Here is a 22,907-nt window from a genome sequence, read left to right as displayed (position 1 = left end):
AGTGATTGAGACGTTGGCAGGTCTCTCCATTTATCTTGCCAAATGAGTAAAAAAGGAATAATTTATACTCATGAATGTTTTCGAGTTTGATGACGATAAAAGTCAGACGAATCGCCATAAGCATGGAATTGACTTCCATGATGCTCAAGCGCTATGGGAAGACCAAGACCTACTGGAAGTTCGGGCAAAATCATCTGATGAACCTCGTTACCTGGTTATTGGTCTTATAGGGATGAAGCACTGGTCTGCTGTTATCACGTATCGGGGTGAGAAGATTCGTCTTATTTCGGTACGACGCTCGCGCAAGAGAGAGGTAGAGTTGTATGAAAGCTAAAGATTTTGACGCCAAGTTTGACGAAGATGCAGATGACATCATTGATGATCTGGACGTTAAGAGCGCACGGCGGGTAAATCAGGAAGCGAAGCGCATTAACGTAGATTTCCCTGCTTGGGTCGTTGAGTCACTTGACCGCGAAGCTGCTCGAGTTGGTGTTACTCGACAATCCATTATTAAAGTTTGGCTTGTGGAGCGTTTGCGAGCTGAAGCTGCTAACAAGCTCAAAAGTGACACCACAAGCGGCGCACATTAGCAAAGCGTTGCCGATAAATAATTAATCGCTCGGGAATTTCTGCTTTTGGTGCAGTACACGCATTATGCGAATATGTGAGTCATCTAGACAATATAAAACAATCATTGAGGGCGGTCACTTCCCTGAAAGTCATGCCAAGCTTCGATTTCGAATTGTGGCTTTACGCTCAGCCATCCGGGTTTTGGCGACGTTATGCTCAACAAAGATCGCTTTTCCTGAGTCGACCTTTTCAAATGCTTGAGTGACTTGTTTAGTTAACAAGGCATCGTGAGACAGTGCCTGACATTGTTGCGCCAGGCATTTTGTGTCTTCGTCCATGCGAAATTGAATTCGGGTATCCATAGTATCCTCCACAGCTTTGTGTACAAATGTTAGCGCTGGTTTTGGGTAAGGGCAACAAGCATCTGTAAGCCGCCTCGGAGCTCAGTTAGTCCGAGGCTTGAATGGCGTCCTCAAAACCTTGTAGCACAACCGCAACATTCTGGCCTACTTCTGCCACTTCATAACCACCCTCCTGAATAAAAACCGTCGATAAATCCAGGCTGACTGTTTACGCGGTAAATTAGCGGATGGTAATTTTAATGTTAATTTTTATGTTGATTTACTCGTCCTTATTGCCATAAAATAGCGTTTTCTTTGGCAGCAATAAGGACATCGCTATGGCCGAACTTTATTTCCCCCGCTCTGCGGAGCGTGCAGAGCAGGTATTTGCATCCCAACCTGAGTTATTAAACCAATTCCGGCAGCTGAATCGTCAGCGCAGTGATCTTTTGTTACCCAATACGCCTTATCTGATGAGTTGCCAGCCTGGCGATGAGCGTGTGCTTTCGGTGATGAATCAGTTTTCTTCCACTGAAATGCAGCGCTTGCAACAAGCGTCGGAGCTTTATGACGAGCATCTGTTGGCAATCGCCGCTATTACGGAAGAATTGATTACCCCGGTGATGTCTATGGTGGAGGAGCATGGTGCCAATGCCGCCAGCGCCTTGATTGGGGCCAGCAAACATCAATACAATGCGTTCCAGCAGTCCATTGTGCGGTATCAGCAAGCACTGGTAGATTTACACGAGGTGAGCCAGGCCAAAACACAGGCACGTGGAGCTCGCGGCCGGGGTGCTTACAACCCACAGATAGCGGCGAAAGAAGCTCAGGTCCGACGTTTGCATGCTGACATGCAGCAGCGCTTTCAGTCGCAGTTGGCGCGCTACAAAGCCAATCTGGGCACACAAGCCAACCGCTCCGCGCTGGCCAATGTAGATCGAGGCGTCAATGTCGCCCGCAGTGGCCGCTCATTGCACAGCAATACCGCCGGAGGCCGCCGCACCGGGCGAACGTTGAACGTTGCCAATGGCGAGCAAGCCAGAACATTGCAGCGGTTTATGAAAAGAACGACGATACTGAACCGCTGGGTCATTGGGTTAGACCTGGGATTACGAAGCGCTAGAGTCAATACAGCCTTTCAGTCAGGTGGCAGGCGTTCTGGGGTAAGAGAGGGACTCAGGCAAGTTGGTGGATTTTCTTTAAGCCTGGGTGCTGGTTATTTGGCAGTAGGTGCTGCAAAAGCGATTGGTATTGCGTTAAGTCTTACACCTGCAGGCTGGGTTGTATTAATTGGAGCCGCAGTTGTGTTAGCTGTTGTTGCTGCGAGTAGAGCGGACAGTATTGGGCAAGGGGTAGGTGAGACGATATTCAACCAAGCTGATCGTATTTATATGCATGAGACAGGTAGCTAGTTATGGATAAAACCTTTTCTGTGTGGTTTGAGGTGTTTGGTTTTATTGTAATTATGTCATTGATTATCTCATATCCACTAGTAGCATGGTTTGTAACCAGGCCATTACAGCGTTTATTGAGGTCGAATCAGCAAGATATGATTAGTGACATGGTAGTTTGGCCGTTTAAGAGCTTTTGGTATGCACTGGCTATTCTATTTCCGTTTGCTCGCTGGAGGCTCGAACGTGTTAAGGGCGGATCGTGGTTAGCAAAAGGGAATAACCATCACTTCATTGATGGAATGGATAAAGTACGGCAGCTATCTTCTGCCTCACACTGGTGGTTAAGCCTCTGGTTAATGTGTGCAATGAGTTGCTCGTTGCTGTTGGTACTTTTGAGCTGGGTGTTTGGATATTCTTTTTAAATCTTTAATGTCCTGCATTAGGCACTAAGCATGAAGTTATCTCAAAAGCATACTAAGCGAATTATTTTATCAGAGTTATCACTTGCTCATGCTATCAAAGCAAAGATGGGGCAGGATTATCATGGCCTGCAGCCACCTCATTTCGCTCTTGGCATGGCGTCATGATTAGAAGCTTGGCAACACAGCTAAAGCTGTGCTGCCTGCTCAAACCCTTGCAATACCGACGCTACATTCAAGCCTACTTCTGCCACTGCATAACCCCCTTCCTGAATAAAGACGGTGGGCAAATCCAGACTGGCAATATGCTGGCCTAGTAGCGGGTAGTGTTCGGCTTTTAGTTTAAAAGCGCTGATTGGGTCATCTTCAAAAGTATCCACACCCAAGGATACCACCATGGCATCCGGGCTAAAGTCCTTAATCAGTTGCAGCGCTTTTAGCAGCACCTGCTGGTAAGTCGGCCAATCGGTTCCTGCTGGTAATGGAAAGTTATGGCAATAACCAAGCCCGGCACCTTCGCCTTGCTCATCAGCGTAACCTAAGAAAAACGGATACTCAGTAGCCGGGTCGCCATGGATCGAGATGGTAAGCACATCATCCCGTTGCCAGAAAATATCCTGAGTGCCATTGCCATGATGGTAATCGACATCCAGCACCACCACTTTTTCTTTGCCCTGATCACGCAGGTATTGCGCCGCTAAAGCGGCATTATTCAGAAAACAATAACCACCAAAAGTCGCATGGCCGGCATGATGGCCCGGTGGGCGACATAAGGCATAAGCGCTGCGCTCGCCCTCTGCCACCAAAGCGGCAGCGGTTAACGCACTATGAGCTCCGGCTTCGACCGCTTGCCAGGTGCCTTCGACCATCGGGGTGCTGGCATCGTAGCTGTAGTAGCCCAGTTTGGCATGGATGCCGCTTGGGATTTTATCCTGACGCTGACCGCGTGCCGGGAAGGCACTAGGCAGCATAAAGCCACTTTTGCCATCGGCTTGCCACTGGCTGTAAGCGGTGCGTAAGAAGTGCACATAATCGGCGGCATGCACGCGTTCTAAAACGTCATCAGCAAAGTGGCGCGGCGGTAAGATTTCAAAACCGGCTGCAGTGACGGCATCCAGCATATACTGGGCTCGTTCTGGCATTTCATAACAAGGCACCAGCTCACCGCGATGCAGTTCCATGCCGCCCTGATGGGCTTGATGTTTGTTTGAATAAATGACTTTCATAAAGCGTTATCAGCCTGTGTGAAGTAGTAACGACCCGCCAGCAACGAGGGTACTGGCGGAGCAGAAAGAGGATAACCGATAACAATCGGCAATTAATACCCAGCCGCTTGCCCGTCTTTACGGGATTCAGACGCACCGATGTAAACGCCATTAACGTGATCGCGCATTATGGCCTGATAACCGCCATAGCCTCCCATGCCATAACGCACCTGATGACCGCGTTGCATCAGCTCGCGCACGGTATGGTAGGGCACACCACGCTCGACCTCGACATAGCCACCATTTTCCAGATACATGCTCTGGCCATCGGTTGGCTCGGTACTGCCTAAATGCTGCCAGCGGGCAGCATCACCTGCTTCTTGCAGGTTCATGCCGTAATCGACCATATTGACGAGGATCTGCACATGCCCTTGTGGTTGCATGGCGCCGCCCATGACACCATAACTCACCAACGGCTTACCACCTTTGGTAATAAAAGCAGGGATAATGGTGTTGAAGGGGCGTTTGCCCGGCTCATAGACGTTGGCGTGATCTTTATCCATTGAGAACAACTGGCCGCGATCCTGAAACACAAAGCCAAGGCCGGGGACCACCACACCAGAACCCATGCCCCGGTAGTTGCTCTGGATCAAGGACACCATGTTGCCGTCTTTATCGGCGGTGGTTAAATAGATGGTATCGCCTTCATACAGGTGCGGGTTACCGGCATCGACCCGCTGCGCTGCACGTTCACCAATCAGCTTGGCGCGCTCACGGCCATAGGCTTCAGAAATAAGGCCTGCAATCGGCTGCTTGCTGAAGTCGCTGTCGGCATAAAACTTAGCCCGGTCTTCAAAGGCCAGCTTTTTGGCCTCGACCATGGTGTGAATACTATCGGCGGAATTAAAACCCATTGCAGCTAAATCAAAATTTTTCAGGATCTGCAGCATTTGCAAGGCAGCAATGCCTTGGCCATTGGGTGGCAACTCCCACAGTTCGTAGCCTTTGTATTCGGCTGATACCGGCTCGACCCAGCTGGAACTGTGTTGATCAAAATCCTGATAGCGCAGGTAGCCGCCATTTTCACGCATAAAAGCATCCATGGCTTTGGTCAGCTCGCCACGGTAAAAAGCATCCCGGCCATCGGTGGCTAAAGCCCGGTAGGTGGCACCAAGCGCCGGGTTTTTAAAAATCTGGCCTTTTTGTGGTGCTTTGCCATCGATGGTAAAGGTACCGACAAAGTCACCCGGTTGCGGGCTTAAAATGGGTACACTGCGGTTCCAGTAATAAGCAATCAGCTCGGTGACCGGAAAGCCCTGTTCGGCGTAATCGATACTAGGCTGTAAAATTTGCTGCATCGGCAAGGCGCCAAACTTTTCATGCAGTTCAAACCAACCATCAATAGCACCCGGTACACTGATAGGCAGCATGCCGTGGGGTGGTAAATCGGTACGGCCCATGCGTTCCAGTTCGCCAGCGACATGCTCATAACTTAAGCCAAGCGGGGAACGACCAGAGGCATTTAAGCCATACAATTGCTCGGTTTTGGCATCCCAGACGATAGCGTATAAATCACCGCCGATGCCGTTGCCGGTCGGCTCCATTAAGCCCAAGGCTGCATTGGCAGCGATAGCGGCATCAATGGCATTACCGCCTTGTTTCATCACATCAAGGGCAATCTGGGTAGCAAGCGGGTGGCTGGTGGCCGCCATGGCATGCTGAGCAATGACTTCGGAGCGGCTGGCAAAGTCATGGCCGGTGATGCGGTCGTATGCGAAGGCGGTACAGCACAGTAAACTAAGGGCTGAGACGGCAAGGGTGGAACCTTTCATAAGCGAAACTCTCGTTATTATTATGGTGCTTAAAAACTAACCCAGTTTGAGCAACACTACCAGTACCGCTCGACCAATTGAAGCGTAAATCGGTTCAATACCTGTATCGAATATATTTAAATAAGTTTTCGAGATACACTATGATTTTACAGAGAGCAACTGGCCATTCATCCTGTACTTCAGGCCAGTTACTGACAAAAGCGATTCTTGAGGCAATATGTTAAACCTACTGTTGGTTGTTATTGGTGTGTTGCTTTTGACAAGTGGTGGTGAGGCACTGATCAGAGGTTCGCTGGCCGCAGCGAAGCGTATGAAGGTTTCACCTTTGCTCAGTGGCTTATTAATTGTAGGGTTTGGTACGTCGGCACCAGAGTTGGTTGTCTCGATTGATGCGGCTGTGAACGGTCGTCCCGATATCGCAATTGGCAACGTCGTGGGAAGTAATATCAGCAATATCTTGCTGATATTAGGATTGTGCGCCTTAATAACACCACTTGCTGTCAAGCCTCTGGTATTAAGACGTGATGCGGTGACCGTTGTCGCTGCCAGTATTCTTTTTCTTGTTCTTGTCGGCGGCAGCGCACTCGCTCGCTCGGATGCCGCTATTTTTCTATTGGCGTTGATGGCTTACCTCATTTGGGCCTACCGGACTGAACGTGCAGGTACCGTGCCCTCGGCAACATTGCATATCGCTGAAGGTGAGGAAGTAACTGCTCTGCCGAAAACTATGCTGTGGATAGTGACTGCGGTTTTGCTGGGTTTGGTATGTCTGATGGTGGGCTCCCAAGTACTATTGAAAGGAGCTGTGGGAATCGCTGAGTCATTTGGGCTGTCTGAAGCCGTTATCGGTCTGACGCTTGTCGCGGTTGGCACCTCTTTGCCCGAGTTGTCTATTTCGGTCATTGCCGCCTTTCGTCGTCATGCTGATGTGGCTATTGGAAATATATTGGGCAGTAATATTTTTAATCTTTTGGGAATACTCGGAGTATCCGCACTGCTGCAACCGTTACCGGTTCATGAGCGGATTTTACAGTTTGACCAGTGGGTGATGTTAGCAACCTCTTTGATATTGCTGCTTTTTCTATTCACCGGCCGCAAGCTTAGCAGAGTTGAGGGTGGGTTACTTCTGCTTGGGTATGGAGTATATGTTGGTCTGAGTTTCACCGTATTCGGTGGCTAAGCACTCGTCGTTGATCTACCGAATGCCTTCGAGCTTCTTCACCGCAAAAGCAATGATTCTTGTGCTATTTTTAATGCTACATATGTATGAACCAACAAGGAGCTGTTATGCATTTCGCTTTGTTTGCTCTGCTGATGAGCACATCGACCTTTTCTGCCGGAACCGGCACCCTCTGGCTGGATGGCGAAGCCCACTCGGTTGAGGTGACCCGTTGCGACCGTGATACCAATACGGTTGGCGCACGAGGCACATTAGCTGATGGGCAAAACGTAACGCTGATGCTACAACGCTGGCCGGGACTGCACGCATTGTCGGTCACCTACGACAACGCCCAATGGGTGCATCGCGGACCAGAAGACAGTGAGGATGCGCCTGCACTAAAATCCTGGCTTGATGATGGCGTGCTTGCTGCATCGGGTACGGTCGCGGTGTTCCCACCTATTCGTGAAGACAGCATGGACGTACGTTTTGAAGGGCGTTGCCCCGGCTAAGGCTTCAAGCGCACAACATACTGATTAGCCTTTACAGACTATGTAACTCCAGTATGGCGCGTTGCTCCGGGCTTAGCGGCATGGCTTTCTGGCTCTGGTAGTCAAAACGTACCAGCGCGGCCCGGCCTTCGGCGCAGCATACCCCTTGTTGCCAAGCCTGCTGTGTCACTTCAAAAGAACTATTGCCGATACGGCTGATCCAGCTACGTACCTCGACCTCAGCGCCATAATGTAGCTGTGCTTTGAAGTCGACTGCTATGCTGGCCACAATCAATGGCCACCGCTGTAGATCCAGCTCTGGGGTGAAAACTTTAAAAATAGGCGTACGGCAGGCTTCAAACCAGACCGCGACCACGGTATTGTTAATATGACCTAACGCATCCGTTTCTGAAAAGCGTGGATGTATGATTTCTGTGAACATAACAAGAGTGTCCAATGACTGATTTTATTGAGGTGTACGATGATGCGCTAAGCCGCGACTTTTGCCAACAGCTGATCGCCGACTTTGAGCAAAGTGCGCATACCCACCCGGGCCGAACTGGTGGTGGGGTGGATACCAGTAAAAAAATAAGTACCGATTTGTATTTAAACGATCATGCTGACTACCAAAAGCAACTATCTACCATCGTAGAGGCTACAGCCGCCTGTGCTGAGCAGTACTTTCGAAAACACCACTTTGCTTTAATTGGCCCCATCGCTTTGACTATTCGCCACCCGGAAACCGGACAGCCAGTGGCATTAACACACGAAAATTTTGCCGAGCTTGGCAGCGATAAAGTATCCGATTACATGCGAACCTTGTTTCGTATTGGTGCGGTGCAAATGCAGAAGTACGATGCCGGCAAAGGCAATTATAATTATTGGCACTCCGAGGTTTACCCACAACCACCGCACAATGAAGCCCTACACCGGGCTTTGTTGTTTATGTTTTACCTGAATGATGTGGAAGAGGGGGGCCAGACGGAGTTTTACTATCAGGATAAAAGCATTCAGCCGAAAGCAGGCCGCATGGTGATTGCCCCAGCTTACTTCACCCATACCCACCGTGGTTGTATTCCTGTTTCCAACGATAAGTACATTCTGACCAGCTGGATTTTATTTCAACGTGCTGAACAGTTGTACGGATCGGCTACCTAAACTTTCTCTCTTTTCTTTCCTTTCTTTGCATCGACAAACACAGATTATCGGTTTGGTAATCTGTGTTTGTATAGAAGTACAAAACAACATAATAATTCAATTGACAATCATTATCATTTGTAATTAAGATCTCGCCCCAATTGCTGCAATCAAAACCATAAGATGGCTTGAACCATCGGCTTGGACTACGAATCAGCTGTACTGACAGCGTTTAAGGGGTTTATTTATGTCGGCTATACCATCATTTACACCAACCAAACTGGCACTCGCGTTAGCACTTGCAACCGCGCCATTGGCTGTGATTGCTGAGCAAGCACAGGATGCAGAACAACGTGCGGAAAACAGCAAATCTGCCAGTCCTACCATTGAAGTGATCCGCATCAAAGGGGATCAGCTGAGCCATGCTTATTTGGAAACCGGTACTGTGACGCTGATTAGCCGTCAGCAAATTGATGCCATTCAGCCGTTATCGACCGAAGATGTGTTGCGCCGGGTACCGGGTATTAACATCAAAGGTGAAGATGAGACTTCTATTGTCGCCAACTTTGGTTTGCGTGGTTTATCTGCCAGTGAGTCTAAATCTTTACTGCTGGAAGATGGCGTGCCGGTAGCACCAGGGCTGTTTATCGGTAACGACCGTTACTTCAACCCGCGTATTCAACGCGTAGATCAAGTCGAAATTTTAAAAGGCTCCGCCTCATTGCGCTATGGCCCATCCACCATTGGTGGCGTGGTGAATTACATCACCAAAACACCGGATGATGGCGTAAAGCTGTCTGGCCGCGTTGGCTCGTTCAATATGCGTGAAGCCAGCATTGAAGCTGGTGGCCGTAACGCCTCCGGTGATGGTTATGCTGGGGTCGTAGCGACGCATGCGACAAGCGATGGCTTTATGGACAAAGGCTATGAGATGAGCGATGTGATGGTGAAAGCTGGCACCGCTATTGGCGACAACCAGCGCGTTGGCGTGAAGTTCTCCTACCATGAGAATGATGCCAATATTTCGTATCGTGGCCTGTTTGTAAACGATTACCTGGCCGGTGAGCGCTACAATCCTGCGCCAGATGACTGGTACTTGCAGGATAGAACGTCATTTGATCTGAACCATGAACTGACCATCAGTGACAACATGACGTTAAAAACGCTGGTGTATTGGAGCGATGTCAGCCGTGATTACTGGCGTTACAATGTCGATACTGCGGCTTCTAATGCAGCGGGACGCTGGGTGTATACCGACGATTTAACGGGTAACAACCGCAGCTTTGAACGCTTTGGGGTGGAAACTCGTTTGAGCGTAGCGTATCAGCTAGGCGATATGGCTGCGGACACTGAGTTTGGTTTGCGCCTGATGCGGGAAGAGTCGAATGATATGCGTATTCGGGCAACCCGGCAGTCGGATAGAACCGGTGTTAATGATCGTCATATTGTCGATTCGGCCGACAGCTATGCAGCTTATGTTCAAAGCCGTATTGAGCTGACGGAGCGTTTAGCAGTGACGCCTGGTTTACGGGTCGAAAGCTACGAGCAAGATCGGGTCGTGCTGACTCAGAATAATGATTCAGCAAAAACCAGCAATACGGAGTTCTTACCCGGAGTAGGTGCTACCTTCGAGCTGACGCCAGCGGCACAATTATATGGCGGGGTTTATCGTGCCTTTTCACCGGCGTCGAATGGCGTGGCACTGGATGGTTTGACTGATCAAAAGCTTGATGGTGAGCGGGCCACCAATTACGAGGTGGGGATCCGTGGCAGTGAGGGCCAGCTTAGTTATGAAGTGGCTGCTTTCGTGATGGATTTCAGTAATCAGGTGGTAACCGGTAACAGTGACCCAAACTTGTCGCAGTCGAATGCGGGCAAGACTGAGCACCGAGGCATGGAGTTTGCCCTGGCCTATGATTTTGGTGCTGGTTTTAGCATGGATACCAATGCCACCTGGATCCCGACGTCTAAGTTTAAAACGGGTGATCACCAGGGCAATCGTCTGCCTTATGCACCGAAGTTTATGGCTAATATTGGTCTGAACTACAGTGCCGATAAGCTTACCGCTGCCCTGACTGCCCACCATCGTGGTGAGCAATACGGTGACCCGAGCAATCAGGTTGAACTTCCCGCGGGTGCCGGTGGCGGTATCTGGGGTGGCTTATTGCCGGCCTATACTGTGCTTGATTTAACGGCCCAGTATCGTGTGGTGGATGGGTTCACTGTGTTTGGTGCTGTGAAAAACCTGACAGATAAGCAGTATATTTCTGGCCTTCGTCAAGGGATCTATGTGGGCCCAGAGCGCTCGTTTGAAGTGGGCTTCCGCTATCGCTTCTAATGCTATTGACGCGTGAGTCGTGTTGAAAACCTGCCTTCGGGCAGGTTTTTTTATGTCAATTCAATGAACTAATAAAATAAATTTCATAATTAATTTCAATACAATATTCAAACACGGTTGATCTTAATAGTGATAATCATTATCATTCGCACCTACGTTTTGGTGTTTGGTCTGCACCGAACTTACATAACAACAGGAGAAACGAATGAAAACCTTCCATCGCTGTGCTTTGGCTGCTGCTATTGTCACCACTATTATGCCGGCTGCTAATGCTTCTGAGGTGATTGATTTAGAGGCTGATGTTGAAACCATCGTCGTTACGGCTACAGGTTATGAGCAAATGCTGATTGAAGCACCAGCGAGCATCAGTGTGATTACGCGGCAAGAGCTAGAGCGCAAGCGCTTTGCCAGCATTGCAGAAGCCTTAGCTGATGTGGAAGGTATTGATATCGGCCAAGAGGTAGATAAAACCGGTGGCCTGAGTATCAGCATTCGTGGGATGCCGAGCAGTTATACCTTAATTCTGATTGATGGCCGCCGCCAGAACCCGGCGGGCAATGTCACACCGAATGGCTTTGGCGGTACTGCTAGCAGTTTTATGCCTCCGTTGGCTGCTATCGAGCGAATTGAAGTGATCCGCGGCCCCATGTCCACTTTATACGGCTCAGATGCGATGGGGGGGGTGGTGAATATCATTACCCGTAAAGTCGGCCAGCAATGGGCTGGGGCCGTGTCGTTTAATAACACTCTGCAGCAACACAGCGAATTTGGTAATAGCAATGGCATGAACTTCTATCTGAATGGCCCTTTGCTTCATGAGCGGCTGGGGCTGGTGTTGCGAGGAAGTGCGCTGAATCGCGCAGCCGCAGATATTCGTTACACCGATCAGGAAGGAGAAGAAATTGTACCTTGGATGGGGGCAAACCCAGTTAAGGCTGAGATATACAATCTGGGCACTAAGCTGAATTGGCAAATAAGCACTAATCAGTTGGTGAGCTTTGATCAGGACCATGTTTGGCAAACCTATGACAACAGTCTTGGACAGATGGGAACTCTGGGTTCAGGTGGGTATGAGCCGAAGCAAAAATACAACCGTCAACAAAGTACGTTGGCCTATCAAGGCCGTTTTGACATTGGCTTTATCGATGCAAGCTTGATGCACAATTCAACGGAAACCTTGGGTCGGATTATTCCTCCGGGTATTGCCGGGGCGGGTGAGCCCCGGACTTTGGAGTCGGATAATACCATCGCAGATCTGAAGTGGGTAACAGCCTTTGGCGATCATCAGTTATCTGTCGGTGGTCAGTGGTGGCGAGCGGAAATGACCGATGCAGTGGCTCCGGCTCCGTTTACACAAACCATGAAATCGGTATTTATCGAAGACAATTGGCGTTTGCATGATGATTTTTCACTGACTATGGGAGCTCGTTACGATCATCATGATGCGTTTGGAAGCCAGTTGAGCCCACGGCTGTATGGCGTATGGAACCCAGTTGAACGTTGGACCATCAAGGGGGGTGTCAGTCAGGGCTATAAAACACCCAGCATTGAGATGCTAACCGATGGGATCTATGGCTTTGGTGCGCAGGGTACCTTGCCTTTTGTCGGCAACCCGGACTTAAAGCCAGAAACCAGCACGACCTCAGAGTTGAATGTTTTTTATGTAGCCGACAGTGGCTTGAGCGCCAGTGCAGGGGCTTTTATCAACCGCTTTAGCGATAAGCTGGCGCGTGGAACCGCCCGACCCAATTGCACCTTCCCCGGCAATGAGGGGGTTGCTGGCTGTGTTGATGTCGGGAATTGGCCAACCATTGTGGAATTCAGCCAAACGACCAATGTTGATAAAGCTGAAACCCGGGGGGCTGAACTATCACTGCGCATACCGCTGGTAGAGCAGTGGTCCTGGCTGATTAACTATACCTACACCGAAAGTGAGCAAAAGAGCGGTGCTCAGCAAGGCTTGCCGCTGACCAATACTCCGAAACATATGCTGAACTCAAACCTGCGTTGGCAGTTTACGGAACAAGCCAGCGTTTGGCTATCGAACGAGTACCGTTCAAAGCGCTACCGTGGAGCAGGGGCTGCTTATGATGCTTTAGGTGACTTTAAAGCCTATACCCTGAGCCATTTGGGAGCGAATTATCAGGTCACTGAGACGGTAACGTTGAGTGCTGTCATTTACAACCTGCTGGATAAAGATTATCTGCAATACACACCTTACGCGAATCCTACCGCGGCTAACCCGGATAATGTTAGTTACAGCAATCTGTATCCGATCAATCAAGAAGGCCGGCGTTTGTGGTTGTCTGCCAACATTCAGTTTTAAGGCCTGAGGATGAAAGCAAGTTCATTCAATCTGCAGCGTCTGATGCGGGCGCTGCATACCTACAGTGCCATGTGGGTGTTATTGCTACTGCTGTTTTTCTCGATCACAGGGATCACGCTGAATCATCCCAATTGGCACAGTCAGTGGGGAAGTTACCAACGGATGGAGCTGGTAGCCTTGCCTGTATCCTTGCAGCTAGCGGAATGGCCAGAGCAGCCGCTGCAGCAGTCGCTGTATGCCAATGAGGTTTATCGTTGGGTGCAACAAAACTTTCAGCTGAAGGCCACAGATTGGAGCTATCAGTTCGACGAGGAGGATGAGCTACTGGAGCTGGAGTTTAAGCGAGCCGCTGGTTACGCCATGGTGTTGGTGGACTTTACGGTGGAAGAGGTTGAGATAGAGCAGTCGTTCGCCGGTTACTTAGCGCTGGCCAACGATTTACACAAAGGCCGCGATGCTGGCGTGCTCTGGTCATGGCTGATTGATGCCACAGCAGTCAGTTGCCTGCTATTTAGCCTGACCGGATTTTATCTGTTACTGAAAAATAAAAGCCAAAAATCACTGGGCAATAGCCTCGCTTTGCTAGGCGGGATCAGTGCTCTATTGATTTACATGGCGTCACTGCATTAATGGTTCGTTACTGAAGGAGACATGAAAATGTATCGATACATAAGTTCATCATTGGCAGGACTGGTGCTGGCTGTATCGCCTGTGCAGTCCCAGCAGGTTGAGATATCGCTAGAGTTGCCGGTGGTGGAAACAGCGCAGTACTACCGGCCTTATGTTGCTGTTTGGGTGGAGGATGAAGATCAGCAGTCGGTGCGGTTGCTTGAGATTTGGCGCAAGGAACCCGACTGGTTGAAAGATATTCGCCGCTTTTGGCGAAAAATAGGCCGCAGTGAAGCTGAGTTGGTGGACGGCCGCACCGGGGCTACCCGCACACCAGGTCGCTACCAGCTGAGTTGGAACGGGCTGGATGATGCCGGACAACCCGTTCCCGATGGCCAATACACCATTTTGGTCGAAGCCTCGCGTGAGCAAGGGGGACGCAGCTTGCAGCGTCAGACTATTCAATGGGGGGGCGGCCCTCAGCAGTATACGCAGGAAGCTATGTCGGAATTGGGCGAGCTGAAAATTACCTTAAACTAAAAGAGAGTCGAGTATGAAAAAATTAATGATCAGTGCGTTATTGGTACTATGCAGTGTTTCCGTTTCTGCCCATACCCTATGGGTATTACCCAGCCACTTTGTGTTGTCTTCCGAAGACAGCTGGATTTCAGTGGATGTGTCGGCAGCCAATATGACATTCGTAGCGGATAAAGGCGTCAGTCCTGCTAATTTATCCATTGTCTTCCCCGATGGTGAGCGCCATGCGTTCAGTCAAAGCTATCAGGGCAAACGTAAATCACAGGCCGACCATCAATTGACCATGGATGGTACCTACCGGATCGAGTTGGCCGGGCCCGCACGTTATTTTACGTTTTTCGAAGAGGATGGTGAGCGCCGTCGCCTGATGGTCAATAAGCAAGAACGAGCGGAGAAAATTCCAGCCAATGCCACCAATGTGGTAACCACCCGTAGCCGTGGTCGTGCCCTGAGCTATGTCAGTGTCAATGCACCGAATAAAACGGCGCTGGCACTGCACAATGAAGGTTTAGAGCTCAAGTTGTTAACGCATCCGGCAGATGTGGTGGCGACGGAGCCGGTGCAATGGCAATTTATGCTGGATGGTCAACCTGCCGCGGATGTGCAGATCGAGCTATCACGAGAGGGCGAGCTGTACCGCGATACGGCTGGTCGCGAGGTATTGACCAGTGATGCAGAAGGACGGATCCGCTTTACTCCCCCGGAGCCTGGTCGTTATGTGTTGGAAGCCAGCCTGCAGCAGGAAAGTACCTCTGCGTTGGCTGATCGGGTTCGTGAGTCGTTAACGTTGACTTTCGAAGCTGCCTTGCCTTAAAACCACTGTTTCATGCTGTTAGCTAGCTGCGAAATGGTAAAATCATTTTCAAATGAGGGATATCGTCTTCCAGGTAGGATTCACTCGCTGCCTGGAAGCCATGCTGCTCATAAAACTGCTGCAAGTAGCATTGGGCAGAGATATGAATATCCATCCGCGGCCAATGCTCTTTGGCTACCGCGATGGTTTTTTCAACCAGCACCCGGCCAAGACCCAGACGACGGGCGGTCTGGGAAACGCAGACCCGACCAACACCGGGGTAGTGATCAAATACCACACCCGGGGCGAGCACTCTGGAATAGGCGATCACTTTATCGCCTTTCTTCAGCAGCACATGCTGAGTTTGTGGGTGAAGGTCACGGTCATCCAGCTCTGGATAAGGACAATTTTGTTCGACGACGAAGACGTCTACCCGTAATTGCAATAGTGCATAGAGGGTGTAGGTATCTATTTGTTCAAAAGTCAGCACCTGCCATTGCATGCAGTCAGGCTCCATTGCTTAGTGGTTTCAATCCGCACTATATCAGATAATACCGCGACTAGGCGAGAGCAACACATACTGTGAGGGTTATTTCCATAGCTCTGCGATGGGGGTGTCCGGGCTAAAACGATCCGCGATCTGGGCTTGTAGTAGTTCGGCTGAAGCCAGTGCATCCGTGACCGCATGATGAGGGCGATAATCGGGCAAGCCATAACGGCGCCGACTATCGGCGAGTCGAATCGACACCGGCTGCCTGCCCAGTAATTTATCCAATAAGCCAGGTGGCTTGCTTCGATGCAGGCGAGCCTCCAGCTCCATGGTATCAATCACTGGAAAATCAATGCCTTCGCCCAGCCTGTCTAGCAAGGTGGCTTGTAAAAAAGGCCGCTCGATGCCGCGAAAGTGAACCACAGCCACGCTACCGGCCATGTAGCTGAGCAACTCATCCAGCATACTGGTGATGTCAGGGGCGGCAGCAATATCGTTGTGGGTAATGCCATGGATCACCACGGAGGATTCGGTTAAATGAAACTTGGGTTTGAGCAGCCAGTGCCGAGCCTTGTTGCTGGAAATGCGCTGCAAGGTCATTGGCACCACACCTATGCTGAGAATACCATCCTTTTCGGGCTCAAAGCCGGTCGTCTCAAAGTCTATCGCCAGTAAGGGCACATCTTTGATAGGGGTATCCACTGTGACCATGCCCGCTTGATAATACTGGACTAGTCTGGCATCACGCGCTTGGTTGGCTCGCTCGGCAAAGTGCTGTGCCCAGTCGATACCGGGCTGATCACCAGTCAGCGTGTTTGCTTTGTGTCGCTTTGGCCCGAGATACAGCATCGTTGCTAGCCGCCCTGATATCTGAATTTTAGATACTTTTGCGCATTGCTGAGCACCTGAAAAGCTTCTTTCAGATTGCGGCGCTCGAAATCAGATAAATGCTCAGGCGCTACATTATTATCAGGCTCTTCACCTGCTTGCAGCGCGATGGCTTGATGACGAATACGTGCCATGGCGATGACTTCCAGTGCATCCCGAATGTCTTCTGCCCGACCAGGCGGGATCAGTTTGGCGTTGATGATGTGTTTTAAGCGCTGAAATGAATTTTGTTGCTCGCAGCCTGATGCGAGCGCATGCACCCGGATCAAGTCGGCCAGAGGGGCCGTGCCGCGGCGTTTAATATTCAGGGAGTTATTTTGACGGCCATCATTCTCCATCACAAAATCTTTGAAAAAGCCAAGCGGTGGCGTTCGCAATAAAGCATTGCGAGCCATCGAGGCTAAAAAGCGTTTGCTGCGACTGGCATGCCGTACCATGTCTTTGTTGAGCTGCTCTGCCCATTCCACCTTGCCCCAGACGCCTGCGATATCAAAGAAAATAGAGCTGTGCAAAAGGCGTTCAGGGCTGGGGTTGTCGATCCAGTCCCGAAAGTACTTCTGCCATACTTGCAGCGGTTGCCGCCACTTGGGATTGGTGGCCATAATGCCACCGGTACAGTAGGTATAGCCACAGGCGGCCAAACCATCGCAGACAAAATCGGCTAGTTGTTTGAAATAGACATCGTGCTGCCTTGCATCAAAGTCATTGTGTAAAATCAGTGCATTGTCCTGATCGGTGACAATCAATTGTTCTTCGCGCGCCATTGAGCCAAGTGCCAAAAAACAGTAGGGCACTGGCGGAGGGCCAAGCTGTTCTTCTGCCAGTTCCAGCAGACGTTGTTTAAAACTACGACCAATGACGGCCATGGCACTACCAATCATATGGGAGTTGGCGTCTTCATTCACCATCCGAACAAAACAGGCTTTTACATCCTGGCTGAGGGCCTGCAACTCGGTGACACTCTGTTGGCGGAAAATACTGCTGACTACAAAGAGACTATTTTTTGATTCGTAGCGCACAATATCGGAAATCGCAATCACCCCAATAGGGCGGCCTTGCTTCATAACGGGCAGATGATGCACGTTATGGCGCAGCATGATCAGCATGGCCTCAAACACAAACTGATGATGCTGAATGGTGACCAATTCACGAGTCATGATATCGCCGATGGCGGTATCAAAGGGTAAACCGGGTGCGACCAGGCGATTACGAATATCGCGATCGGTAATAATGCCAGCAATCAAATTTATTTTGCCGTCTCGGTTCGCTTCAGCTTGTGTTTCCGGTTGTAGCACCAAGAGCGAAGATACTGACTCGTGCTGCATGGTAATAGCTGCATCGCGCACTGAGGCATCGGTGGTTAGGGTAACAGGTTCACGGCCAATCAGCGTATTGACTTTCGACGTCATCAGTTCGTTGGCATCGGTTTGTCGCTGCGGAACGGCTTTGCGTCTTTCTTCGTCACTCACCATGACATAGTCAGCGAACAGGTCATGGTTTTCAAACAGCTCATCAAACAAGGTTGCGGGGATTAGATACAACAGGGTATCTTCTAAGGCTGAAGCCGGAAAACGAACGGTTTTACTGCGCAGCAACCCTTGTTCGGCAAAAATACCGCCTTCACTTAAGCGGTTGTATAAATCACCATTGCGCCGATAAGTTTCTACCGCGCCACTGCGGATCAAGTAGAGAGCATCCAGCGATTGACCGAAGCTTAAAATGGGGGTACCCGCTTTGAAATAGCTGATTTCAATTTGACTTGCGACTTGGACCTGAGTTTCTTCGGGCAGCTCTTGAAAAGGTGAGTGCCTTTTTAAAAACTCCAGAATTTCAATCTGCTCAATTTGCATAGTTGGAAATGCCTGACGCTATTGATCATGTCAGGGCGCAATCATGCGCCCCTACGATATCCGTTTATCATTGCCTTGGGCGCAATCATGCGCCCCTACGATACCCGGTTATCATTGCTTGGGCGCAATCATGCGCCCCTACGATATCCGTTTATCATTGCCTTGGGCGCAATCATGAGCCCCTACGATATCCGTTTATCATTGCCTTGGGCAGCCCCTACGATATCCGTTTATCATTGCCTTGGGCGCAATCATGCGCCCCTACGATATCCGTTTATCATTGCTTGGGCGCAATCATGCGCCCCTACGATATCCGTTTATCATTGCCTTGGGCGCAATCATGCGCCCCTACATCATCAGGCTTTGCCTGGTCTGGGCTCACTCATTAGCCCCTTGACCACCGAGATACAGGCAACCAAAAGCACGATGGTAAACGGCAAGCCCGTCGATACGGCCATGGCTTGCAATGCAACCAAGCCACCGCCCAGTATAAGCGCAATGGCGACCAGACCTTCAAAGGTACACCAGAATACCCGTTGTGGCGTGGGTGCATCCACTTTACCGCCAGCCGCAATGGTATCAATCACCAATGAGCCTGAATCAGATGAAGTAATAAAGAATACCACCACCAGAATAATCGCAATAAAGGAGGTGATTTGCGCCCAAGGCATAAAATCCAGCATGCTGAACAATTGCAATGGTAGATCTGCATTGGCGGCCGTATCATAGCCTTTATCAACCACCTGACGTATGGCAGTGCTGCCAAATACGGTCATCCACAACACGCAAGCCAGCGATGGGATCAACAACACGGAGGTTAAGAATTCTCGCACGCTGCGGCCGCGTGAAACGCGCGCAATAAACATGCCTACAAAAGGTGACCAGGAAATCCACCAAGCCCAGTAGAAGGCAGTCCAGCCTTGGGAGAAGTTGGCATCCTCTCGCCCAACGGGGTTCGCCAGCGCAGGTAAATGCTGTAGGTAAGCTGCTAGATTACTAAAAAAACCGGTGAGAATAGCCACGGTTGGGCCAACAATAATGACAAACAGCATCAGGAGGGCTGCCAGGGTCATGTTGATTTCGGACAATCGTTTCACCCCTGCCTCTAAACCTGCCAACACCGAGACCAATGCAATTAAGGTGATACCAATAACCAGTAGCACCTGCATGGCGGTACCTTCTGGCATATCAAACAGGTAATTGAGGCCAGCGCTGGCTTGTGAAGCTCCTAAACCGAGCGAGGTGGCTAAACCAAACAAGGTGGCAAAGACGGCTAAAATATCGATGACATGACCAGGCCAGCCCCAAACGCGCTCACCCAGCAATGGATAAAACACCGAGCGGATGGTTAGCGGCAAACCTTTGTTGAATGAGAATAAGGCCAAGCCTAAAGCCAGAATGGCGTAAATTGCCCAAGGGTGAAGTGCCCAGTGGTAAATGGTAGCGGCCATACCAAGGCGCTCCGCTGCGGCTGCATCACCAGCGGCTGCGCCAAGCGGCGCCCAATCGGTTCGCACTCCTTCTTCAAAACTGGTACCGGCATAGGCGCTACTAAAATGCGAGAGCGGTTCAGAGACGCCATAAAACATTAAGCCGATACCCATGCCAGCGGCAAACAACATAGAAAACCAACCCAGGTAACTGAAGTCGGGGGTGGCTTCAGTACCGCCTAGCCGCACTTTACCGAGGGGCGACACAATCAGCACCAGACAAAGAATAACAAAAACATTGGCAGCAGAGATAAAGAACCACGCCAGATTGGAGGTTAACCAGCCGCGCATGCTGGCGAAAATAGGCTCAACCTGACTTTGAAAGGCCATGGTTAATACCACAAAGGCGATGACAGCAAGACCAGAAATTAAAAATACACGGTTATGGATATCCAGGCCAAAAGGCCCTACTTTCACGACGATATTATCCTGACCAACTTGATAGTCAGTATCGATGGGGTTCACCTCGCCATCGGGGATCATCGGATCTTTTTTATCGGACATTTTCAGTTCCTCTTATCCATAGTATTGTAGTGCGACACACTAACGAAGTGTGATGAAAGGGCGGTGCCATCAGCACCGCCTGAAGATGGTTAGAAGTAGTAACCAATATTGATGTTAAAGCGGCGCTCGGTCTCATTGCTGTCGCCGGAAGCTGAGCCACCAACAAAGGGCTGATTGCGGGCATGCACCAAGTCAAAGTAAGTAAAGAAGCCTCCAGCAGCTACCGACACACCGGTGACATTCATCCAGGTGTCGGCGGTATTGTCCGATTTGTCGTAGACCAGACCATAGTTGTTGTAAAACTGCATCCAGGTCACTGGCCCAAATTCAACGGGTAGGCTGTAAGCCAGATTCACGGTACTGGTTTTGGCCTTGGCGGCAATGCTGTCATAAAAAGCGTAGGCACCAACTGCCATGCGATCGATATCATCCACATTGTAGCGATATTCGCCATGCTGCAATTGCAGGTTCCAGCGGTCGAAATGACTATTGAGATGCACCGCCCATGCATTGTAGTCGCCGGCCCGATCTAAGCCATCGTGCAGGCCCCCATGCAGAGCAGAAACACCTACTTCGGTGGTAAAGCCTTCACGGTGCTCAAAGTGGTAGGCAAAGCGGCCAGATAGTGTGTTGTACTCACCTAATGGTTGGTTAGGATCATCATAGATACCATCACCTGGTGCGCGGAAACCAACGACATCATAGGAGTACCGATCCGCCCGGCTACTGACAAAGCCATCAACACCACCGAGTTCATCATTTTTAAAGAAGGCCAAATCCAGCTGCCAGTTGTCTTTGATGCTGCGCTTAAACAAAATGCCTAAGTCGTGATCATCCTCTAAGCCAATGTAGTAATTGGTGCTGAAAAAATAATTATGTGAGTTGTATGGCCAATTGCCAAAAGGCACCTGAGTAATACCAGCTTGCACTTGCCAGTCTTCGTTCAGTTGATAGCCAACATACGCATATTTTACGGCGGTCATGTAATCGAAAAATCGAATCTCAGCATTGAGCAGTACATCACCAATACTACCGTTTAGGTTAAGCCGGAAAATATCAAAGGCAAAATCACCACCTCGATTTTTATTGCCATCGCTGTATGAGGTATGGCTGTAATTGGTGCGAATGGCGCCGCCAAGCTTGATACCATCAGCATCTTGTTCTGAAGGTTCAATGGAGGCGACTGTGGTTTTTACCTCACTGGTCTCTTGTTTCACTTCTACCAGCTCAGCCTCTTGTGCATTAATTTTTTGTTCCAATGCCGCTAACTGCGCTTTTAGCTGTTGCAATTGTTGGCGCAACTCATCAACTTCAGAAGCTTGCAGGGTAACAGAGGTTAAACTGAGGGCGACAAAAAGTGCCAAGCGACTTTTTAAGTGCATGGTGATACCTAATTGAATGAAAACATGAATTTATAAAAAGATCATAGCGTAAATCTGGCAGGAACCCAAATTTAGAGCATAATTACTTCAGATTCATCTAACTTTGTAAGGCCGCATTGCATGATCAGTTTCTCCTTTCACACCATGCGCAGTCAGGCTGCTACCGATGCAGCTGAACAAAGCCAATTGATTGCGACCATTGCACAGGATATCGATGCCCAGATCAGTCGGTTTAAGTATTAACGTTAGTAAATACCTGACGACAGGTAACGATCGCCTCGATCACAAATAATGGCCACAATCACGGCATTGTCCAGTTGCTCAGCCAGCTTTATGGCCGCGTGGACTGCGCCACCAGAGCTGACACCGGCAAAGATGCCTTCGTGCTGTGCCAGTTGGCGCATGGCATGAAGGGCATCGTCCTGACTGATGTCGATGATCTGATCAACCCGGTCTTTTTGAAAAAAGCCGGGTAGGTAAGCTTCTGGCCAGCGGCGAATGCCCGGAATGCTGGCACCTTCGGCTGGTTGCAAACCAATGATTTGAATCGCTGGGTTTTGCTCTTTCAGGTAGCGCGATACGCCCATAATGGTGCCAGTCGTGCCCATGCTGGAGATAAAGTGGCTGATGTTGCCCTCGGTTTGCTGCCACAGCTCTGGTCCGGTACTGGCATAGTGTGCGGCTGGGTTATCCGGATTATTAAACTGATCCAGCACGATGCCTTTGCCCTCGGCTTGCATCTGTAGTGCCAGATCGCGGGCGCCCTCCATGCCTTGCTCTTTACTGACTTCAATTAACTCGGCACCGTAAGCACGCATACTGGCTTTGCGTTCTTCGGTGGCATTGGCGGGCATAATTAAAGTCATGGCATAGCCTTTAATCGCCGCTGCCATGGCCAGCGCAATGCCGGTATTGCCACTGGTGGCTTCAATGATTCGATCACTGGGTTTGATGTCACCACGCAACTCAGCTTGCACAATCATATTAAGAGCAGGCCTGTCTTTGACCGAGCCAGCTGGATTATTGCCCTCCAGTTTACACAGCACCACGCTGTTGGTATGGCTGGCCATGCGCTGTAAACGAACTAAAGGTGTCTGTCCAACATAGGACTCAATGGTGGGGTACATAAGGCGGCGACTCCGAAAAAAACAT

The 22,907-nt window shown here is 50.1% G+C and carries 24 protein-coding genes and 1 pseudogene; 14 read left to right on the top strand and 11 right to left on the bottom strand.

The genetic code is table 11. The features are described 5' to 3' along the window. Positions 1-70: 70 nt before the first annotated feature. Both Q3O60_RS10140 and brnA read left to right on the top strand, forming a co-directional pair. Positions 71-334, top strand: a complete 264-nt coding sequence (locus Q3O60_RS10140; RefSeq protein WP_305893810.1) for a BrnT family toxin — start codon at positions 71-73, stop codon at positions 332-334. Beyond that, positions 324-590 (top strand): type II toxin-antitoxin system BrnA family antitoxin, encoded by a 267-nt coding sequence (brnA, locus tag Q3O60_RS10135; RefSeq protein ID WP_305893809.1) that lies wholly within the window; start codon positions 324-326, stop codon positions 588-590. The genes Q3O60_RS10140 and brnA overlap by 11 nt, the downstream gene beginning before the upstream one ends. A gap of 21 nt (positions 591-611) precedes the next feature. On the opposite strand, the pseudogene Q3O60_RS10130 reads toward brnA, so the two are convergent. Continuing rightward, positions 612-698 (bottom strand): annotated as a pseudogene (locus Q3O60_RS10130) (type II toxin-antitoxin system RelE/ParE family toxin); the annotation flags it as partial. Positions 699-719: 21 nt separating this feature from the next. Beyond that, complete coding sequence (locus Q3O60_RS10125) at positions 720-932, bottom strand: damage-inducible protein J (protein ID WP_305893808.1); 213 nt, start codon at positions 930-932, stop codon at positions 720-722. A gap of 317 nt (positions 933-1,249) precedes the next feature. Here Q3O60_RS10125 and Q3O60_RS10120 point away from each other — a divergent pair, with 317 nt between their 5' ends. From Q3O60_RS10120 to Q3O60_RS10110, 3 genes are read left to right on the top strand one after another with little or no spacing between them, the layout of a single operon-like run. Further along, the gene (locus Q3O60_RS10120) at positions 1,250-2,323 is read left to right on the top strand and encodes a hypothetical protein (RefSeq protein WP_305893807.1); all 1,074 of its coding nucleotides are present in this window, start codon (positions 1,250-1,252) and stop codon (positions 2,321-2,323) included. A gap of 2 nt (positions 2,324-2,325) precedes the next feature. Next, positions 2,326-2,727 (top strand): hypothetical protein, encoded by a 402-nt coding sequence (locus Q3O60_RS10115; protein WP_305893806.1) that lies wholly within the window; start codon positions 2,326-2,328, stop codon positions 2,725-2,727. A 30-nt stretch (positions 2,728-2,757) separates the two neighbouring features. Next, on the top strand, positions 2,758-2,892 hold the full coding sequence (locus Q3O60_RS10110; protein WP_305893805.1) for a hypothetical protein: 135 nt from the start codon (positions 2,758-2,760) through the stop codon (positions 2,890-2,892). Between the two features lie 20 nt (positions 2,893-2,912). Here Q3O60_RS10110 and Q3O60_RS10105 read toward each other — a convergent pair whose 3' ends face one another. Continuing rightward, positions 2,913-3,950 carry a histone deacetylase family protein gene (locus Q3O60_RS10105; protein ID WP_305893804.1) on the bottom strand — a complete coding sequence of 346 codons (1,038 nt, stop codon included), beginning with the start codon at positions 3,948-3,950 and terminating at the stop codon, positions 2,913-2,915. 92 nt (positions 3,951-4,042) lie between these two features. Continuing rightward, positions 4,043-5,761, bottom strand: a complete 1,719-nt coding sequence (ggt, locus tag Q3O60_RS10100) for a gamma-glutamyltransferase (protein ID WP_305893803.1) — start codon at positions 5,759-5,761, stop codon at positions 4,043-4,045. A 217-nt stretch (positions 5,762-5,978) separates the two neighbouring features. On the opposite strand from ggt, the gene Q3O60_RS10095 reads away from it, so the two are divergent. Together Q3O60_RS10095 and Q3O60_RS10090 are read left to right on the top strand one after the other, a co-directional pair. Further along, on the top strand, positions 5,979-6,941 hold the full coding sequence (locus tag Q3O60_RS10095) for a calcium/sodium antiporter (RefSeq protein WP_305893802.1): 963 nt from the start codon (positions 5,979-5,981) through the stop codon (positions 6,939-6,941). A 107-nt stretch (positions 6,942-7,048) separates the two neighbouring features. Beyond that, the gene (locus Q3O60_RS10090; protein WP_305893801.1) at positions 7,049-7,432 is read left to right on the top strand and encodes a hypothetical protein; all 384 of its coding nucleotides are present in this window, start codon (positions 7,049-7,051) and stop codon (positions 7,430-7,432) included. A 31-nt stretch (positions 7,433-7,463) separates the two neighbouring features. Here the strand turns inward: Q3O60_RS10090 and Q3O60_RS10085 are convergent, their stop codons facing one another. After that, positions 7,464-7,853, bottom strand: a complete 390-nt coding sequence (locus Q3O60_RS10085; protein ID WP_305893800.1) for an acyl-CoA thioesterase — start codon at positions 7,851-7,853, stop codon at positions 7,464-7,466. Between the two features lie 14 nt (positions 7,854-7,867). On the opposite strand from Q3O60_RS10085, the gene Q3O60_RS10080 reads away from it, so the two are divergent. The 6 genes from Q3O60_RS10080 to Q3O60_RS10055 all read left to right on the top strand — a co-directional run bounded on the left by Q3O60_RS10080 (position 7,868) and on the right by Q3O60_RS10055 (position 15,172). Further along, the gene (locus Q3O60_RS10080; RefSeq protein ID WP_305893799.1) at positions 7,868-8,569 is read left to right on the top strand and encodes a 2OG-Fe(II) oxygenase; all 702 of its coding nucleotides are present in this window, start codon (positions 7,868-7,870) and stop codon (positions 8,567-8,569) included. A gap of 226 nt (positions 8,570-8,795) precedes the next feature. Then, a complete protein-coding gene (locus tag Q3O60_RS10075; RefSeq protein ID WP_305893798.1) occupies positions 8,796-10,886 on the top strand; it encodes a TonB-dependent receptor family protein in 2,091 nt (696 codons plus the stop codon). A gap of 205 nt (positions 10,887-11,091) precedes the next feature. Beyond that, on the top strand, positions 11,092-13,212 hold the full coding sequence (locus Q3O60_RS10070) for a TonB-dependent receptor domain-containing protein (protein ID WP_305893797.1): 2,121 nt from the start codon (positions 11,092-11,094) through the stop codon (positions 13,210-13,212). Between the two features lie 9 nt (positions 13,213-13,221). After that, a complete protein-coding gene (locus Q3O60_RS10065) occupies positions 13,222-13,842 on the top strand; it encodes a PepSY-associated TM helix domain-containing protein (protein WP_305893796.1) in 621 nt (206 codons plus the stop codon). A gap of 27 nt (positions 13,843-13,869) precedes the next feature. Next, on the top strand, positions 13,870-14,361 hold the full coding sequence (locus tag Q3O60_RS10060) for a DUF2271 domain-containing protein (RefSeq protein ID WP_305893795.1): 492 nt from the start codon (positions 13,870-13,872) through the stop codon (positions 14,359-14,361). Positions 14,362-14,374: 13 nt separating this feature from the next. After that, complete coding sequence (locus tag Q3O60_RS10055) at positions 14,375-15,172, top strand: DUF4198 domain-containing protein (protein ID WP_305893794.1); 798 nt, start codon at positions 14,375-14,377, stop codon at positions 15,170-15,172. 22 nt (positions 15,173-15,194) lie between these two features. Here the strand turns inward: Q3O60_RS10055 and Q3O60_RS10050 are convergent, their stop codons facing one another. The 5 genes from Q3O60_RS10050 to Q3O60_RS10030 all read right to left on the bottom strand — a co-directional run bounded on the left by Q3O60_RS10050 (position 15,195) and on the right by Q3O60_RS10030 (position 21,755). Continuing rightward, positions 15,195-15,653 carry a GNAT family N-acetyltransferase gene (locus tag Q3O60_RS10050; protein WP_305893793.1) on the bottom strand — a complete coding sequence of 153 codons (459 nt, stop codon included), beginning with the start codon at positions 15,651-15,653 and terminating at the stop codon, positions 15,195-15,197. Positions 15,654-15,740: 87 nt separating this feature from the next. Further along, positions 15,741-16,490 carry a 3'-5' exonuclease gene (locus tag Q3O60_RS10045; protein ID WP_305893792.1) on the bottom strand — a complete coding sequence of 250 codons (750 nt, stop codon included), beginning with the start codon at positions 16,488-16,490 and terminating at the stop codon, positions 15,741-15,743. A 5-nt stretch (positions 16,491-16,495) separates the two neighbouring features. Next, a complete protein-coding gene (locus Q3O60_RS10040) occupies positions 16,496-18,379 on the bottom strand; it encodes a DUF294 nucleotidyltransferase-like domain-containing protein (protein ID WP_305893791.1) in 1,884 nt (627 codons plus the stop codon). 356 nt (positions 18,380-18,735) lie between these two features. Next, entirely contained in the window at positions 18,736-20,373 is a 1,638-nt protein-coding gene (locus Q3O60_RS10035) for a BCCT family transporter (RefSeq protein WP_305893790.1), read from the bottom strand. 89 nt (positions 20,374-20,462) lie between these two features. Next, positions 20,463-21,755: a putative porin gene (locus Q3O60_RS10030; protein WP_305893789.1), complete on the bottom strand. Its 1,293-nt coding sequence runs from the start codon at positions 21,753-21,755 to the stop codon at positions 20,463-20,465. 120 nt (positions 21,756-21,875) lie between these two features. Here Q3O60_RS10030 and Q3O60_RS10025 point away from each other — a divergent pair, with 120 nt between their 5' ends. Then, the gene (locus Q3O60_RS10025) at positions 21,876-21,998 is read left to right on the top strand and encodes a hypothetical protein (RefSeq protein WP_305893788.1); all 123 of its coding nucleotides are present in this window, start codon (positions 21,876-21,878) and stop codon (positions 21,996-21,998) included. Between the two features lie 2 nt (positions 21,999-22,000). On the opposite strand, the gene cysM is transcribed toward Q3O60_RS10025, so the two are convergent. After that, positions 22,001-22,882 carry a cysteine synthase CysM gene (cysM, locus tag Q3O60_RS10020; protein WP_305893787.1) on the bottom strand — a complete coding sequence of 294 codons (882 nt, stop codon included), beginning with the start codon at positions 22,880-22,882 and terminating at the stop codon, positions 22,001-22,003. Positions 22,883-22,907: the final 25 nt, after the last annotated feature.

The sequence above is a fragment of the Alkalimonas collagenimarina genome (assembly GCF_030717845.1).
GTDB lineage: Bacteria > Pseudomonadota > Gammaproteobacteria > Enterobacterales > Alteromonadaceae > Alkalimonas > Alkalimonas collagenimarina.
The sequence above is the reverse complement of the archived record's forward strand: the minus strand, read 5'-3'. Positions and strand labels throughout refer to the sequence as shown.